This is a genomic window from Pseudomonas sp. PB105 (genome assembly GCF_009764655.1).
GTDB classification, from domain to species: domain Bacteria; phylum Pseudomonadota; class Gammaproteobacteria; order Pseudomonadales; family Pseudomonadaceae; genus Aquipseudomonas; species Aquipseudomonas cyclaminis.
This window is the reverse complement of the sequence record NZ_RWIO01000092.1, coordinates 36,325-50,984: the sequence shown is the minus strand read 5'-3', so window position 1 is coordinate 50,984 and position 14,660 is coordinate 36,325. Positions and strand designations below refer to the sequence as shown.

The 14,660-nt window shown below is 59.5% G+C and carries 13 protein-coding genes; 6 read left to right on the top strand and 7 right to left on the bottom strand.

Annotated elements, in window-relative coordinates:
- Positions 1 to 164: 164 nt before the first annotated feature.
- A complete protein-coding gene (locus tag EJD88_RS22035) occupies positions 165 to 2,615 on the bottom strand; it encodes a glycogen/starch/alpha-glucan phosphorylase (protein WP_099583858.1) in 2,451 nt (816 codons plus the stop codon).
- 239 nt (positions 2,616 to 2,854) lie between these two features.
- Between EJD88_RS22035 and EJD88_RS22030 the strand changes: the two genes are divergently transcribed.
- The gene (locus tag EJD88_RS22030) at positions 2,855 to 3,289 is read left to right on the top strand and encodes a YkgJ family cysteine cluster protein (protein WP_024072902.1); all 435 of its coding nucleotides are present in this window, start codon (positions 2,855 to 2,857) and stop codon (positions 3,287 to 3,289) included.
- 194 nt (positions 3,290 to 3,483) lie between these two features.
- On the opposite strand, the gene typA is transcribed toward EJD88_RS22030, so the two are convergent.
- Both typA and thiI read right to left on the bottom strand, forming a co-directional pair.
- Positions 3,484 to 5,304, bottom strand: coding sequence for a translational GTPase TypA (gene typA, locus EJD88_RS22025; protein WP_032890153.1), 1,821 nt, complete (start codon positions 5,302 to 5,304; stop codon positions 3,484 to 3,486).
- A gap of 139 nt (positions 5,305 to 5,443) precedes the next feature.
- Complete coding sequence (thiI, locus tag EJD88_RS22020; protein WP_112193026.1) at positions 5,444 to 6,898, bottom strand: tRNA uracil 4-sulfurtransferase ThiI; 1,455 nt, start codon at positions 6,896 to 6,898, stop codon at positions 5,444 to 5,446.
- Between the two features lie 334 nt (positions 6,899 to 7,232).
- Here thiI and glnA point away from each other — a divergent pair, with 334 nt between their 5' ends.
- The 4 genes from glnA (at position 7,233) to ntrC (ending at position 12,089) form a co-directional block, all read left to right on the top strand.
- Positions 7,233 to 8,639 (top strand): type I glutamate--ammonia ligase, encoded by a 1,407-nt coding sequence (gene glnA, locus EJD88_RS22015; RefSeq protein ID WP_032890148.1) that lies wholly within the window; start codon positions 7,233 to 7,235, stop codon positions 8,637 to 8,639.
- Positions 8,640 to 8,781: 142 nt separating this feature from the next.
- On the top strand, positions 8,782 to 9,318 hold the full coding sequence (locus EJD88_RS22010; protein ID WP_158879029.1) for a chorismate mutase: 537 nt from the start codon (positions 8,782 to 8,784) through the stop codon (positions 9,316 to 9,318).
- A 252-nt stretch (positions 9,319 to 9,570) separates the two neighbouring features.
- Positions 9,571 to 10,656 (top strand): nitrogen regulation protein NR(II), encoded by a 1,086-nt coding sequence (glnL, locus tag EJD88_RS22005; RefSeq protein ID WP_099583861.1) that lies wholly within the window; start codon positions 9,571 to 9,573, stop codon positions 10,654 to 10,656.
- Positions 10,653 to 12,089, top strand: a complete 1,437-nt coding sequence (gene ntrC, locus EJD88_RS22000; protein ID WP_048723367.1) for a nitrogen regulation protein NR(I) — start codon at positions 10,653 to 10,655, stop codon at positions 12,087 to 12,089. The genes glnL and ntrC overlap by 4 nt, the downstream gene beginning before the upstream one ends.
- 341 nt (positions 12,090 to 12,430) lie before the next feature.
- On the opposite strand, the gene EJD88_RS21995 is transcribed toward ntrC, so the two are convergent.
- Positions 12,431 to 12,871, bottom strand: coding sequence for a hypothetical protein (locus EJD88_RS21995; RefSeq protein ID WP_158879028.1), 441 nt, complete (start codon positions 12,869 to 12,871; stop codon positions 12,431 to 12,433).
- Here EJD88_RS21995 and EJD88_RS21990 point away from each other — a divergent pair.
- Positions 12,870 to 13,325: a tRNA (cytidine(34)-2'-O)-methyltransferase gene (locus EJD88_RS21990; RefSeq protein WP_010563141.1), complete on the top strand. Its 456-nt coding sequence runs from the start codon at positions 12,870 to 12,872 to the stop codon at positions 13,323 to 13,325. The genes EJD88_RS21995 and EJD88_RS21990 overlap by 2 nt on opposite strands.
- A 126-nt stretch (positions 13,326 to 13,451) precedes the next feature.
- Here the strand turns inward: EJD88_RS21990 and secB are convergent, their stop codons facing one another.
- From secB to EJD88_RS21975, 3 genes are read right to left on the bottom strand one after another with little or no spacing between them, the layout of a single operon-like run.
- Positions 13,452 to 13,931 carry a protein-export chaperone SecB gene (gene secB / locus EJD88_RS21985; protein ID WP_014716520.1) on the bottom strand — a complete coding sequence of 160 codons (480 nt, stop codon included), beginning with the start codon at positions 13,929 to 13,931 and terminating at the stop codon, positions 13,452 to 13,454.
- Between the two features lie 42 nt (positions 13,932 to 13,973).
- Entirely contained in the window at positions 13,974 to 14,228 is a 255-nt protein-coding gene (gene grxC / locus EJD88_RS21980; RefSeq protein WP_033896917.1) for a glutaredoxin 3, read from the bottom strand.
- A 1-nt stretch (position 14,229) separates the two neighbouring features.
- The gene (locus EJD88_RS21975; protein ID WP_032890134.1) at positions 14,230 to 14,643 is read right to left on the bottom strand and encodes a rhodanese-like domain-containing protein; all 414 of its coding nucleotides are present in this window, start codon (positions 14,641 to 14,643) and stop codon (positions 14,230 to 14,232) included.
- Positions 14,644 to 14,660: the final 17 nt, after the last annotated feature.

Below are 14,660 nucleotides of genomic sequence, written 5' to 3'. Positions count from 1 at the left end.
TCCCTAAGCAAACCGGCGCTCAGTATATCGACGCGGACCTAATGTGGGAGGGGGGCTTGCCCCCGATAGCGGTGTGCCAGTCGACATATTTAGCAACTGATGGTGCGCCATCGGGGGCAAGTCGAATCGTCGCACCGCCCCTCCCACATTTAGAACAACGGGGCTTAGTCGAGTGCTTTCCAGATTTCGGTCGCGTACTCCCTGATGGTACGGTCCGAAGAGAACCAACCCATCCGCGCCGTATTGAGCACCGCCGAACGCCACCACGCCTTGGAATCATGCCAATGCGCTTCGACTCGTGCCTGAGCGTCCCAGTAGGAATCGAAGTCGGCACACACCAGGAAGCGGTCGTAGTCGATCAGCCCGTCGATCAAGCCCACATAGCGGCCCGGATCATCCGGCGAGAACACCCCGCCACGGATCGCTTGCAGCACATCGTTGAGGCGATGGGACGCGGCGATGTCCAGCCCGGCGTTGAACTCACCCGCCTGCTTGCGCGCTTCCACCTGCTGCGCGCTGAGGCCGAAGATAAACATGTGGTCGGCGCCCACGCGCTCGTGCATTTCCACGTTGGCGCCGTCCATGGTGCCGATGGTCAGCGCGCCGTTGAGGCCGAACTTCATGTTGCTGGTGCCCGACGCTTCAAAGCCGGCCGTGGAGATCTGCTCCGACAAGTCCGCCGCCGGAATGATGCTTTCGGCCAAGCTGACGTTGTAGTTGGGCAGGAACACCACTTTGAGCAAACCGCGCACAGTCGGGTCATTGTTGACGGTGCGGGCGATGTCGTTGGTCAACTTGATGATCAACTTGGCCTGGTGATAACTGGCCGCCGCCTTGCCCGAGAAGATCTTCACGCGCGGCACCCAGTCGGTGCCCGGCTCGGCACGGATCGCCTGGTACAGCGCCACGGTGTGCAGCAGGTTGAGCAGTTGGCGTTTGTATTCGTGGATCCGTTTGACCTGCACGTCGAACATCGCAGCCGGATTCACCGAGATGCCCAGGCGCTCGTGGATGATCTCGGCCAGTGCACGCTTACTGTGCAAGCGCTGGTCGGCGAAGGCTTTGCGGAAGGTCTGTTTCTCGGCGAAGGTTTCCAACTCGCCCAGACGGGTTTCCATGGTGTCGAGAATGTCCGGCCCCAGGGCTTCCACCAGCATCTGGGTGAGCTTGGGGTTGGCCTGGTACAGCCAGCGGCGGAAGGTAATGCCGTTGGTTTTGTTGTTGATACGGTCCGGGTAGAGCTTGTGCAGTTCGGAGAACACCGTGCTGCGCATCAGTTGGGTGTGCAAACCCGACACGCCATTGACGCTGTGGGAGCCGAGGAACGCCAGGTTACCCATGCGCACGCGACGGCCGTTGTCTTCTTCGATCAGCGACACGGCGCGCAGCACGTCAAAGTCGTGGATGCCTTTGGCGCGCAGCGAGTCGATGTGCTGGGCGTTGATCAGGTAGATGATCTGCATGTGCCGGGGCAGCATGCGTTCCATCAGCCCTACAGGCCAGGTTTCCAAAGCCTCGGGCAACAAGGTGTGGTTGGTGTAGGACAAGGTTTCGACCGTGACCTGCCAAGCGGCGTCCCAGGCGATGTCGTGCAAGTCCACCAGTTGACGCATCAACTCGGCCACGGCAATGGACGGGTGGGTGTCGTTGAGCTGGATGGCGGCGTGTTCGCCCAGGCTCAGCACCGAGCCGTGCATGTTCTTGTGGCGGCGCAGCAGGTCTTGCAGGGAAGCGGAGACGAAGAAGTATTCCTGGCGCAGGCGCAGTTCCTGCCCTGCTTCGGTGCTGTCAGCCGGGTAAAGCACCCGGGAGATGCTTTCGGCACGGGCCACTTCGGCGACGGCGCCCAGGTGGTCACCGGCGTTGAAGCGCTCCAGGTGCAGGTCTTCCACCGCCCGCGCACGCCACAGGCGCAGGGTGTTGACGCTGGCACCGCGCCAACCGACCACCGGCGTGTCGTAGGCCACGGCGCGCACGGTTTCGTTGGGCGTCCACACCTGGATCAGCTTGCCGGCGGCGTCCGGCAGGGTTTCCACGCTGCCGCCAAAGCCGATCGGGTAGATCACCTCGGCGCGCTCGAACTCCCACGGGTTGCCGAAATCCAGCCAACGTTCGGTCTGCTCCTGCTGCCAGCCATCGACAATCGCCTGGCGGAACAGGCCGTGTTCATACCGAATGCCATAACCGTGGCCGGCAATGCCCAGGGTCGACATGCTTTCCATAAAGCAGGCGGCCAGGCGGCCCAGGCCACCGTTGCCAAGCGCCGCGTCGGGCTCCAGCAGGCGGATGCGCTCAAGGTCGACACCCAGTTCGCTGAGCGCCTCGCGGGCAATCTCCAGCACACCGAGGTTGCTCAGGCTGTCGTAGAGCAAACGGCCGATGAGGAATTCAAGGGACAGGTAATACACCCGTTTCTGACCTTTGCGGTAGATACGCCGCGTGTGGTCCATCCAGTGGTCGACCATCTGGTCGCGTGCGGCCAGGGCAATGGCTTCGAACCAATCGTGATCGAAGGCGTGATCCGGGTCCTTGCCCACCGCGTAGGTGAGTTTGGTCAAGACGGCATCGCGAAATGCGGCTACCTCTGCTTCTCGTGCAAGTGGTTCCTGAGACATCAAATGCGACCTCGGGCGAGATAGAAGGAGTTGCTAGAGCCTAGACGGTCTGACAGACGGTGACTGCTCTGGTTCGGCACTTTTTTAACGCATTTACCTTTGCAGGGTTTTGATGCATTGGCCGTGCCTGCTTTCGCCCAACGCACCGTTGGGGATGAAATACGCAAAATATTGTTCAAAAAACCACCAATCCCGGTATGATCCCGCGCCCGGATACAGCCCCACCTTTTGGAACCTTGATGAAGCCTCAACTGATCGCCGCCGCGGAACTAGACCGTCTTGAGACCTGGCAGAAATATTCCGCCCACATGTGCGGCGGTTGCGTGTCCAGCTGCTGCACGCTGCCGGTCGAAGTGAAGATCAAGGACCTGATCCGCATTGGCATCGTCGATGAGTTCGAACGCGGCGATCCGCCGAAGAACATCGCCAAGCGGTTGCAAAAGGAAGGCATCGTCGAACGCTACAACAACAAATCCGAGATTTTTACCCTGCAGCGCATGAGCAACAACGACTGCCTGTATCTGGATCGTAAGACGCGCTTCTGCACTATTTATGACAAGCGCCCGGATACCTGCCGCAATCACCCGAAGATCGGGCCGCGTCCGGGGTATTGCGCGTATAAGCCGAAAGAAGTGGTGCGCGAGACCAAGTTCAAGACCCTCGACAAGTTCTGATCCAAGATTTGTGGAGCTTCCTAGGGCCTCATCGGGGGGCAAGCCCCCTCCCACCTTTGAATGTATTCACAGATCAAAATGTGGGAGGGGGCTTGCCCCCGATGGGGCCAGTACAGCCACCACAGAAACTGCAGACATAAAAAAACGCCCCCGGCCTTTCGACCGGGGGCGTTTTTCATTCAGCCTGAGTTAACTCAGTTCTTGGCTTTCTTGGCAGCGCGGGTACGCTCGCCTTCGTCCAGGATCTTCTTACGCAGGCGGATCGACTTAGGCGTAACTTCGCACAGCTCGTCGTCCTGGATGAATTCCAGGGCCTGTTCCAGGGTGAAGCGAACAGGTGGAACCAGAGCGATGGTTTCGTCTTTGCCCGAAGCACGCATGTTGTCGAGCTTCTTGCCTTTGGTTGGGTTGACGCCCATGTCGTTGTCACGGCTGTTCAGACCAACGATCTGACCGTTGTAGATCTCTTGACCGTGTTCAACAAACAGCTTGCCACGCGCCTGGAGGGTTTCCAGGGAGTAGGTCAGTGCCTTGCCGGTTTCTACCGATACCAGAACACCGTTCTGACGGCCGGACATGTCGCCGGACTTCATGGTGTCGTAGCGATCGAAGATCGAGGTCAGGATGCCAGCACCGTTGGTCAGGGTCAGGAACTGGTTACGGAAACCGATCAGACCACGAGCAGGGATGTTGTATTCCAGACGCACACGGCCTTTGCCATCCGGCACCATGTTGGTCAGGTCGCCTTTACGCAGACCCATCTCTTCCATCACCTTGCCCTGGGATTCTTCCGGGGTGTCGATGGTGACGTTTTCGAACGGTTCCTGCTTCACGCCGTCAACCTGACGGATGATCACTTCTGGACGACCAACGCCCATTTCGAAGCCTTCGCGACGCATGGTTTCGATCAGTACCGAGAGGTGCAGCTCACCACGGCCGGAAACCTTGAACTTGTCAGCCGAGTCGCCTTCTTCAACGCGCAGTGCAACGTTGTACAGCAGCTCTTTGTCCAGACGTTCCTTGATGTTACGGGAAGTCACGAACTTGCCTTCTTTACCGCAGAAAGGCGAGTCGTTTACCTGGAAGGTCATGGAAACGGTTGGCTCGTCAACGGTCAGAGGCTTCATCGCCTCAACGTTGTCCGGCTGGCACAGGGTGTCGGAGATGAACAGGGAGTCCATGCCGCTGACGCAGACGATGTCGCCGGCGAAAGCTTCTTCAACGTCGATACGGTGCAGACCGTGGTGACCCATCAGCTTCAGGATACGACCGTTACGCTTCTTGCCGTCGGCGCCGATAGCAACAACCGGGGTGTTCGGCTTGACGCTACCACGAGCGATACGGCCAACGCCGATAACACCCAGGAAGCTGTTGTAGTCCAGCGCCGAGATTTGCATCTGGAACGGGCCATCACGGTCAACTTTTGGAGCCGGTACGTTGTCGACGATCGACTGGTACAGCGGGGTCATGTCTTCAGCCATGTCGGTGTGTTCCAGACCGGCAATGCCGTTCAGGGCCGAGGCGTAGACGACTTTGAAGTCCAGCTGTTCTTCGGTAGCACCCAGGTTGTCGAACAGGTCGAAGATCTGGTCCAGAACCCAGTCCGGACGCGCGCCTGGACGGTCAACCTTGTTGATGCACACGATCGGACGCAGGCCGGCTTCGAAAGCCTTCTTGGTCACGAAACGGGTTTGCGGCATAGGGCCGTCCTGGGCATCAACCAGCAGCAGAACGGAGTCAACCATCGACATTACGCGTTCTACTTCGCCGCCGAAGTCGGCGTGGCCCGGGGTATCCACGATGTTGATGTGGTAGCCGTTCCAGTTGATAGCGGTGTTTTTTGCCAGGATGGTAATACCGCGCTCTTTTTCCTGGTCGTTGGAGTCCATCACGCGCTCGTCGTTGAGCTCGTTGCGCTCCAGGGTGCCGGATTGACGCAGGAGTTTGTCTACCAGGGTGGTTTTACCATGGTCAACGTGAGCAATGATGGCGATGTTACGTAGATTTTCGATCACTTGTGTATCTCGATCAGAGGATTCGGTGTGCTGACAGGTCGTGGCAGCGATTAACAGTAGAGTCAGGCCTTGCCGTTACAGCTTGACGGCAGAGTCGGGGGGCCGGTGACGCAGGCCACAGGCAAACAGCCCCGGGCTCTTAGCTCGGTCGATAAACGCGCACATTGGCATGCCCCTCACTGAGCAAATGGTGGGCATGCAGGCGACTCATCACGCCTTTGTCGCAATACAGCAGGTACTGACGGCTGTCATCCAGTTCCTTGAAACGCGCGTTCAATGCATAGAACGGCAGCGTTTGTACGTCGATGCCAGGAATCTCCAGCGGCTCATCTTCAGCGGCATCCGGGTGACGGATGTCGACAACGATCTGACCGGCCAGGGCTTCACTGACTTCTTCGATCTGCACATCCTGGCCCAATTCGTCGATCACTCGATCGATCGGGACCAGCTTGGCGTTCTGGAGCGCACGCTCCAGAACGGCCATATCAAACTGTTGTTCTTCATACTCCACGCGGTTGCGCTTGGCGTGGGTCTTGGGGTTCACCGAGATGACCCCGCAGTATTCAGGCATATGCTTGGCGAAGTCGGCGGTGCCGATTTCTTCTGCCAAATCGATGATGTCCTGCTTGTGGCTGGCGATCAGCGGGCGCAATACCAGCTTCTCGGTGACGCAGTCGATCAGCGACAGGTTCGGCAGCGTCTGGCTGGAAACCTGGGAAATCGCTTCGCCGGTCACCAGGGCGTCGATCTGCAACTGATCGGCAATCCGGGACGCAGCGCGCAACATCATACGCTTCAATACTACGCCCATATGACTGTTATCGACTTTACCGAGAATTTCGCCCAGCACTTCCTCGAACGGTACGCTCACAAATAGCACGCGCTGGGAGCTGCCGTACTTCTTCCAGATAAAGTGCGCGACTTCCATCACGCCCAATTCGTGTGCACGCCCGCCCAGGTTAAAGAAGCAGAAGTGGCTCATCAGGCCGCGGCGCATGATCTGGTAAGCCGCCACCGTGGAATCGAAACCGCCGGACATCAATACCAGGGTCTGTTCCAAGGCGCCCAGCGGGTAGCCGCCGATGCTGTTGTGCTGGCTGTGGATCACAAACAACCGTTGGTCGCGAATTTCCATGCGCACTTCAATTTCTGGCGCTTTCAAGGAAATTCCAGCGGCGCCACACTCACGACGCAGCTTGCTGCCGACGTATTTCTCTACATCCATGGAGCTGAATGGGTGCTTGCCGGCGCGCTTGCAGCGCACCGAAAAAATCTTGCCCTCGATCTCATTGCCGAAGTGCTGCTTGCACTTCTCGGTGATGTCGTCGAAGTCGCCCAGCGGGTACTCGTCCACCTGCAGGAAATGCGCGATGCCCGGCATGCAGCTCAGGCGCTCGGTCATGTCCTTCAAGGCTTTGGCGTCGGTGACACGGGTTTCCAGTTCGAGGTTGTCCCACACACCGTTCACCACCACAGCCGGGTCCAGATCGCGGAGCACGGCACGGATGTTCTTGGCCAACTGACGGATGAAACGCGTCCGTACCGGTCGGCTTTTAATAGTGATCTCGGGGAAGACTTTAACGATTAATTTCATGGAAACAGCGCGCGCCGGGCCTGCTGAAAAAGGGGGGCGCGGATTATAGCGGAAATCGCTCAAGGTTTAACCAGTTAATATGCACAGCACTCAACTCGCACTAAAGCGGTGCATTTGCGAGCGCATGCGCAACATTGCGGTGCGCTAATTTCGGGCTTTTGTCGCAATGCACCTTTATAGGGGCGTTTTTGGAGCAGAAAACCCATGTTGGCGCACTGGCATGCAATTTGCTCTCTTGTGAGGCAGGTTGCCATGGCGGACTATCCGCGCCGGCATCACCCACATTCTAAGGGCTAACTCCACTACCCCAGCCCGAAGCCACCCGGAGGACACTATGTCGAAGTCGGTTCAACTCATCAAAGATCATGACGTTAAATGGATTGATCTGCGCTTCACGGACACCAAAGGCACACAGCACCACGTGACCATGCCGGCTCGCGATGCGCTGGATGATGCTTTCTTCGAAGAAGGCAAAATGTTCGACGGTTCCTCCATCGCTGGCTGGAAAGGCATCGAAGCCTCCGACATGATCCTGATGCCGGACGACAGCACTGCCGTGCTCGACCCGTTCACCGAAGAAGCCACCCTGATCCTGGTGTGCGACGTGATCGAGCCTTCGACCATGCAAGGCTACGACCGCGACCCTCGTGCGATCGCCAAGCGCGCCGAGGAATACCTGAAGTCGACCGGTATCGGTGACACTGTATTCGTAGGCCCGGAGCCAGAGTTCTTCATCTTTGACCAAGTGAAGTTCAAGTCCGACATCTCCGGTTCCATGTTCAAGATCTACTCCGAACAAGGCTCCTGGATGTCCGACCAGGACGTGGAAGGCGGCAACCATGGCCACCGTCCAGGTATCAAAGGCGGTTACTTCCCGGTTCCACCGTTCGACCACGACCACGAAATCCGTACCTCCATGTGCAACGCCATGGAAGACATGGGCCTGGTCATCGAAGTGCATCACCACGAAGTGGCGACTGCCGGCCAGAACGAAATCGGTGTGAAGTTCAACACCCTGGTAGCCAAGGCTGACGAAGTTCAGACCCTGAAGTACTGCGTACACAACACTGCCGTTGCCTACGGCCGTACCGCTACCTTCATGCCTAAGCCGCTGTACGGCGATAACGGTTCGGGTATGCACGTTCACCTGTCCATTGCCAAAGATGGCAAGAACACCTTCGCTGGCGAAGGTTATGCCGGCCTGTCCGACACTGCCCTGTACTTCATCGGCGGTATCATCAAGCACGGTAAGGCCCTGAACGGCTTCACCAACCCGTCGACCAACTCCTACAAGCGTCTGGTCCCAGGTTTCGAAGCGCCAGTAATGCTGGCCTACTCGGCGCGCAACCGTTCCGCTTCGATTCGTATTCCTTACGTGTCCAGCCCTCGCGCTCGCCGTATCGAAGCCCGCTTCCCGGATCCAGCAGCCAACCCGTACCTGGCCTTCGCTGCCCTGGTAATGGCCGGCCTGGACGGTATCCAGAACAAGATCCACCCAGGCGACGCCGCCGACAAAAACTTGTACGACCTGCCGCCTGAAGAGGCCAAAGAGATCCCACAAGTGTGCGGCAGCCTGAAAGAAGCCCTGGAAGAGCTGGACAAGGGCCGTGCGTTCCTGACCAAAGGCGGCGTGTTCAGCGACGACTTCATCGACGCTTACATCGGCCTGAAAAGCGAAGAAGAAATCAAGGTTCGCACCTTCGTACACCCACTGGAATACGAGCTGTACTACAGCTGCTGATCCGGTAGCGCTGCTTGACGTAGCGTGATGAAAAGGGCCTCCTTCGGGAGGTCTTTTTTTGCCTGGGGATTGTCAGATGGCCGCTTGGCGGTCGAGCATACGGCTAACCATCAGCGCCCCCCCTCCCATAAGGAGATATCCATTGAAACGTCGATTTGTATTCGCTCTGTTATTTGTCAGCGCCAGTGCGAGTGCCGCGCCGCCCACGCTTGAGCCGTTGCTCAACAGCATCGCCGAGCGCCTGGAAATCGCCGACCAAGTGGCCCTGAGCAAATGGGACAGCCACAAACCGGTGGAAGATAAGAAACGCGAACAAGAGGTGATCGCCAGCGTCGTCGCCCAGGCCCCGAGCTACAAACTCGACCCAGCCGCCGCCGAACAGTTTTTCTCGGCGCAGATCGAGGCGAACAAGCTGGTGCAATACACCCACCTGTCCGACTGGCAGTTCCAGGACAAGGCACCCGACGATCCGCGCCCGGACCTGGTAAAGCAGATTCGTCCGCAACTGGACCAATTGCAAAAACGCCTGCTGCAACAACTCGCGGACTTCACGCCCCAGCGCAAAGACCCACAATGCCCGCAATGGCTGGCGGCAGCCGTACACGAACCACTGAATGACCCGCTTCGCCAACTGGCCATGATCCGCGCTACGGCCGAGCTGTGCATCTACCCCGGCTAAAGCTTTTTTCGGCGACCTGAACAGACTGCAGCAAATCGCACTATATTGGTGCGATGAGCTGCACCCTTCCCACCTGTCCAGCCCATTTTGGTTCGAAACTTCCCGCGCAGGCTGGCAGAACGCCACAGTTTCGCGCCTCAAACCCCTATTTCAAGGCTTTAACGCTTCTTTTCGGAGCCTTGGTTTGGTTTTTGCATTTTCCTTGTATCAGCGTGTGCCTCAAGCCCGCGCCTTGCTCCAAAAGAGGTCCTGATGACCATCAGCGATGCACTGCACCGTTTGCTACTCGACAACCTGACCACCGCGACCATCCTGCTCAATGACGATTTGCGTCTTGAGTACATGAACCCGGCGGCGGAGATGCTCCTGGCCATCAGCGGCCAGCGCAGCCATGGGCAGTTCATCAGCGAGCTGTTCACCGAGTCAGCCGAAGCCTTGAGCTCGTTGCGCCAGGCCGTGGAGCAGGCACACCCGTTCACCAAGCGCGAAGCGATGCTCACTGCCCTTACCGGCCAGACATTGACTGTCGACTACGCCGTGACCCCGATCCTGAGCAACGGCACTACCTTGCTGCTGCTCGAAGTGCATCCGCGTGATCGCCTGCTGCGCATCACCAAAGAGGAAGCACAGTTGTCCAAGCAGGAAACCAGCAAGATGCTGGTGCGCGGCCTCGCCCACGAGATCAAGAACCCGTTGGGCGGCATCCGTGGCGCAGCGCAGTTGCTGGCCCGCGAGCTGCCGGAGGAGCACCTCAAGGACTACACCAACGTCATCATCGAAGAAGCCGACCGCCTGCGTAACCTGGTGGACCGCATGCTCGGTTCCAACAAGCTGCCGTCCCTGGCGATGACCAACGTGCACGAGGTGCTGGAGCGCGTCTGCCAACTGGTCGACGCCGAGAGCCAGGGCTGCATCACCCTGGTGCGCGACTACGACCCAAGCATTCCTGACGTGTTGATCGACCGCGAGCAGATGATCCAGGCGGTGCTCAATATCGTGCGCAACGCGATGCAGGCCATCAGCAGCCAGAACGAACTGCGCCTGGGCCGCATCAGCCTGCGTACCCGCGCCCTGCGCCAGTTCACCATCGGCCACGTGCGCCATCGTCTGGTGACCAAGGTCGAGATCATCGACAACGGCCCGGGCATTCCTGTGGAACTGCAGGAAACCATTTTCTTTCCCATGGTCAGCGGCCGCCCGGACGGTACCGGGCTGGGCCTGGCCATTACCCAGAACATCATCAGCCAGCATCAGGGCTTGATCGAGTGTGAGAGCCATCCGGGTCACACCACGTTCTCGATCTTTCTGCCACTGGAACAAGGAGCCCCTTCGACATGAGCCGTAGTGAAACCGTCTGGATCGTCGATGACGACCGTTCCATCCGCTGGGTCCTCGAGAAAGCCTTGCAACAGGAAGGCATGACCACCCAGAGCTTCGATAGCGCCGATGGCGTGATGAGCCGCCTGGCGCGCCAGCAACCCGACGTGATCATCTCCGACATCCGTATGCCCGGCGCCAGCGGCCTGGACCTGCTGGCGCGGATTCGCGAGCAGCACCCGCGCCTGCCGGTAATCATCATGACCGCGCACTCGGACCTGGACAGCGCTGTCGCGTCCTACCAGGGCGGTGCGTTTGAATACCTGCCCAAGCCGTTTGACGTGGACGAGGCCGTCGCGCTGGTCAAGCGCGCCAACCAGCACGCCCAGGAACAGCAGAACCAGGAAGCCCCACCGGCCCTGACCCGCACCCCGGAAATCATCGGTGAAGCACCGGCGATGCAGGAGGTGTTTCGCGCCATCGGGCGCTTGAGCCACTCCAACATCACCGTGCTGATCAACGGCGAGTCGGGTACCGGTAAAGAGCTGGTGGCCCATGCCCTGCACCGTCACAGCCCACGGGCGGCGTCGCCGTTTATCGCATTGAACATGGCGGCGATTCCCAAGGACTTGATGGAATCCGAGCTGTTCGGCCACGAAAAAGGCGCGTTCACCGGCGCGGCCAACCTGCGTCGCGGCCGCTTCGAACAGGCCGACGGCGGCACCTTGTTCCTCGATGAGATCGGCGACATGCCGGCCGATACCCAGACCCGGCTGCTGCGCGTACTGGCGGACGGCGAGTTCTACCGCGTCGGCGGCCACACGCCGGTCAAGGTTGATGTACGCATCATCGCGGCGACCCACCAGAACCTCGAAACCCTGGTGCATGCGGGCAAGTTCCGTGAGGACTTGTTCCACCGCCTCAACGTGATCCGTATCCACATTCCACGCATGTCGGACCGCCGCGAGGACATCCCGACCCTCGCCCGCCACTTCCTCAGCCGCGCCGCCCAGGAGCTGGCCGTCGAGCCGAAGCTGCTCAAAAGCGAAACCGAGGAATACCTGAAAAACCTGCCGTGGCCAGGCAACGTGCGCCAGTTGGAGAACACCTGCCGCTGGATCACCGTGATGGCGTCCGGGCGCGAAGTGCATATCAGCGACCTGCCACCGGAGCTGTTGAGCCTGCCGCAAGACTCTGCCCCCGTGACCAACTGGGAACAAGCGCTGCGCCAATGGGCCGACCAGGCGTTGGCGCGCGGCCAGTCGAACCTGCTGGACAGCGCCGTGCCGGCGTTTGAGCGGATCATGATTGAGACTGCGTTGAAGCACACTGCCGGCCGCCGCCGCGACGCTGCTGTGTTGCTCGGTTGGGGCCGTAATACCCTGACACGCAAGATCAAGGAGTTGGGGATGAAGGTTGATGGCGGGGATGATGATGAGGGCGACGACGCCTGATTCTGGACCTCACCACTATCCAATGTGGGAGGGGGCTGTGCACCGCTTCAATGCACCATGAACCGGCATTGGGCACGGGTCAGATACCTGAAACACCGCTATCGCTGAAAAACTCTCGCCAGCCGAAACCACCAAAGCCCCGTATTCCGGGGCTTTGCGCTTTGTGGTGAAATTATTTGGCAAAACTTGACGAGTCTGGCACGCGCCCTGCAACAACCCCAGTACAACCCAGTTTCGGGGACCTTGGTACAGGCAGGCCGAGAATCCCCTCTTTAACACCGAAGCCTTTGGCTTCAACCGTTTTGGGAGCCCTGGTACAGGCAGGCCGGGAACTCCCTCTTTTATTGCTCCTGGAGATGGATCTCCAACCGCCAGCGGTCATCGACCTCCTCCCCCTTCCACTCTCCGCGCAATGGCCGAGCCGCCACCAGGTTCAGCAGCAGGCCGCCATCGGTCTTGCGCACGCGCCAGTTCACGTCTTTGTCGTTGACCTTGAGTTGCCCGGTACCGGCCTTGCCTTGGGCGTCAAACAGCAACGCCACGGTGCCATCGATATGCTCGCCGTGCAGCTTGGGCTCGCTGTTGAACCACACCACGACGCCGTCCGCGGTCGTTTCCACCTGCAGCAGTTCGACCGGGTCCGCCGTGGTCAGGCGGCCGATCATCAGGCCCACCATCAGGCCGACAATCGCCAGCGAGCCCATGACTCTTGGCAATAGCTTCGGTCTTGGGTCTTCTTCAGGGGTAGAATGCAGCGCATCTTTGCCTTCGGAGCCGTGCATGTTTCACGTCATCCTTTTTCAACCAGAAATTCCGCCGAATACCGGCAACGTTATCAGGCTGTGCGCCAACAGTGGCTGCCACCTGCATTTGATCGAGCCCCTGGGCTTCGACATGGACGACAAGCGCCTGCGTCGTGCCGGGCTGGACTACCACGAGTACGCTACGCTCCAGCGTCACGCCGACTTGGCCAGCTGCCTGGAAAGCCTGGGGCATCCACGGTTGTTCGCGTTCACCACCAAAGGTTCGCGGCCATTCCATGATGCCAGTTTTGCCGAGGGCGATGCCTTCCTGTTCGGCCCGGAAAGCCGTGGCCTGCCCGCCGAGGTACTCGATGCCCTGCCCGACGGCCATCGCCTGCGCCTGCCGATGCGCGAGGGCTGCCGCAGCCTGAACCTGTCCAACACCGTGGCCGTCGCTGTTTACGAAGGCTGGCGCCAGCTCGGCTTCAAGTAACACACATAACAAATGTGGGAGGGGGCTTGCCCCCGATGGCGGAGCGTCAGTCGACATCTATGTGACTGATCCACCGTCATCGGGGGCAAACCCCCTCCCACATTGGGTTCTGCGTCGGGTTCGAGATTACTGAACCGTCGGCGCGCCTTCCTGTTGCATGCGCTGCAGCTCTTGAGCGTACAAGGCATCAAAGTTCACCGGTGCCAGCATCAGCGCCGGGAACGAGCCACGGGTGACCAGGCTGTCCAGGGTCTCACGGGCATACGGGAACAGGATGTTCGGGCAGAACGCACCCAGGGTGTGGCTCATGGACGCTTCGTCCAGGCCCTGGATCAGGAAGATACCGGCCTGTTGCACTTCAGCGATGAAGGCCACTTCTTCGCCGTTCTTGACCGTGACCGACAGGGTCAGCACGACTTCGTGGAAGTCGCCTTCCAATGCTTTTTGACGGGTGTTCAGGTCCAACGCAACGCTTGGGGTCCATTCCTGGCGGAAGATGGCCGGGCTTTTCGGCGCTTCGAAGGACAGGTCACGCACGTAGATACGCTGCAGCGAGAACTGTGGGCCTTGAGCTTCTGCTGCTTCGGTGTTCTGTTGGTCAGTCATCGCAGATCCTTCTTGATCTTGGGGTCTTTTAGGGTTTAGGAGTCAGACGAGCAGCAGCGCATCGAGTTTACCGGCGCGCTCCAGGGCAAACAGGTCGTCGCAACCACCGATGTGCCTGGCGCCGATCCAGATCTGCGGCACGGACGTGCGCCCCGCCTTCTGGGCCATTTCGGCGCGCACCTGGGGCTTGCCGTCGACCTTGATCTCTTCGAAGGCAACGCCCTTCTTCTCCAGCAAGGCCTTGGCCCGCATGCAGTAAGGGCACCAATCGCTGGAATACACGACAACCTGGCTCATATCACTTCACCAGCGGCAGGTTATCGGCGCGCCAGCTGCTGATGCCACCGGACAGCTTGGCGGCGGTGAAACCGGTCTTGAGCATTTCGCGGGCGTGGGTGCCGGCGTGCTGGCCCTGGGCGTCGACCAGGATGATGGTCTTGGCCTTGTGCTTTTCCAGCTCGGCCAGGCGCGCAATCAGCTTGTCCTGTGGAATGTTCAGGGCACCGACGATATGGCCGGCAGCGAATTCCTTGGCGGGGCGGATATCCACCACGATGGCCTCATCCTTGTTGACCAGTGCGGTCAGCTCCGATGTGCTCAGGCTGCGGCCACCACGGCTCAATTCGTGAGCGATCAGCAGCGCCAGCAGGATGACGAAGGCACCCACGAGCAGATAGTGGGCAGTGGCAAATGCAATCAGGTGATCAACCATCAAGGAGGTTCCAGGGC

What these genes read in the sequence shown, in the direction of transcription:
- secB (WP_014716520.1), bottom strand. Translation starts at nt 13,931, where the DNA reads ATGACTGACCAACAGAACACCGAAGCAGCAGAAGCTCAAGGCCCACAG.
- glnA (WP_032890148.1), top strand. Translation starts at nt 7,233, where the DNA reads ATGTCGAAGTCGGTTCAACTCATCAAAGATCATGACGTTAAATGGATT.
- grxC (WP_033896917.1), bottom strand. Translation starts at nt 14,228, where the DNA reads ATGAGCCAGGTTGTCGTGTATTCCAGCGATTGGTGCCCTTACTGCATG.
- thiI (WP_112193026.1), bottom strand. Translation starts at nt 6,898, where the DNA reads ATGAAATTAATCGTTAAAGTCTTCCCCGAGATCACTATTAAAAGCCGA.
- EJD88_RS21995 (WP_158879028.1), bottom strand. Translation starts at nt 12,871, where the DNA reads ATGCACGGCTCCGAAGGCAAAGATGCGCTGCATTCTACCCCTGAAGAA.
- ntrC (WP_048723367.1), top strand. Translation starts at nt 10,653, where the DNA reads ATGAGCCGTAGTGAAACCGTCTGGATCGTCGATGACGACCGTTCCATC.
- EJD88_RS21990 (WP_010563141.1), top strand. Translation starts at nt 12,870, where the DNA reads ATGTTTCACGTCATCCTTTTTCAACCAGAAATTCCGCCGAATACCGGC.
- EJD88_RS21975 (WP_032890134.1), bottom strand. Translation starts at nt 14,643, where the DNA reads ATGGTTGATCACCTGATTGCATTTGCCACTGCCCACTATCTGCTCGTG.
- glnL (WP_099583861.1), top strand. Translation starts at nt 9,571, where the DNA reads ATGACCATCAGCGATGCACTGCACCGTTTGCTACTCGACAACCTGACC.
- EJD88_RS22030 (WP_024072902.1), top strand. Translation starts at nt 2,855, where the DNA reads ATGAAGCCTCAACTGATCGCCGCCGCGGAACTAGACCGTCTTGAGACC.
- EJD88_RS22035 (WP_099583858.1), bottom strand. Translation starts at nt 2,615, where the DNA reads ATGTCTCAGGAACCACTTGCACGAGAAGCAGAGGTAGCCGCATTTCGC.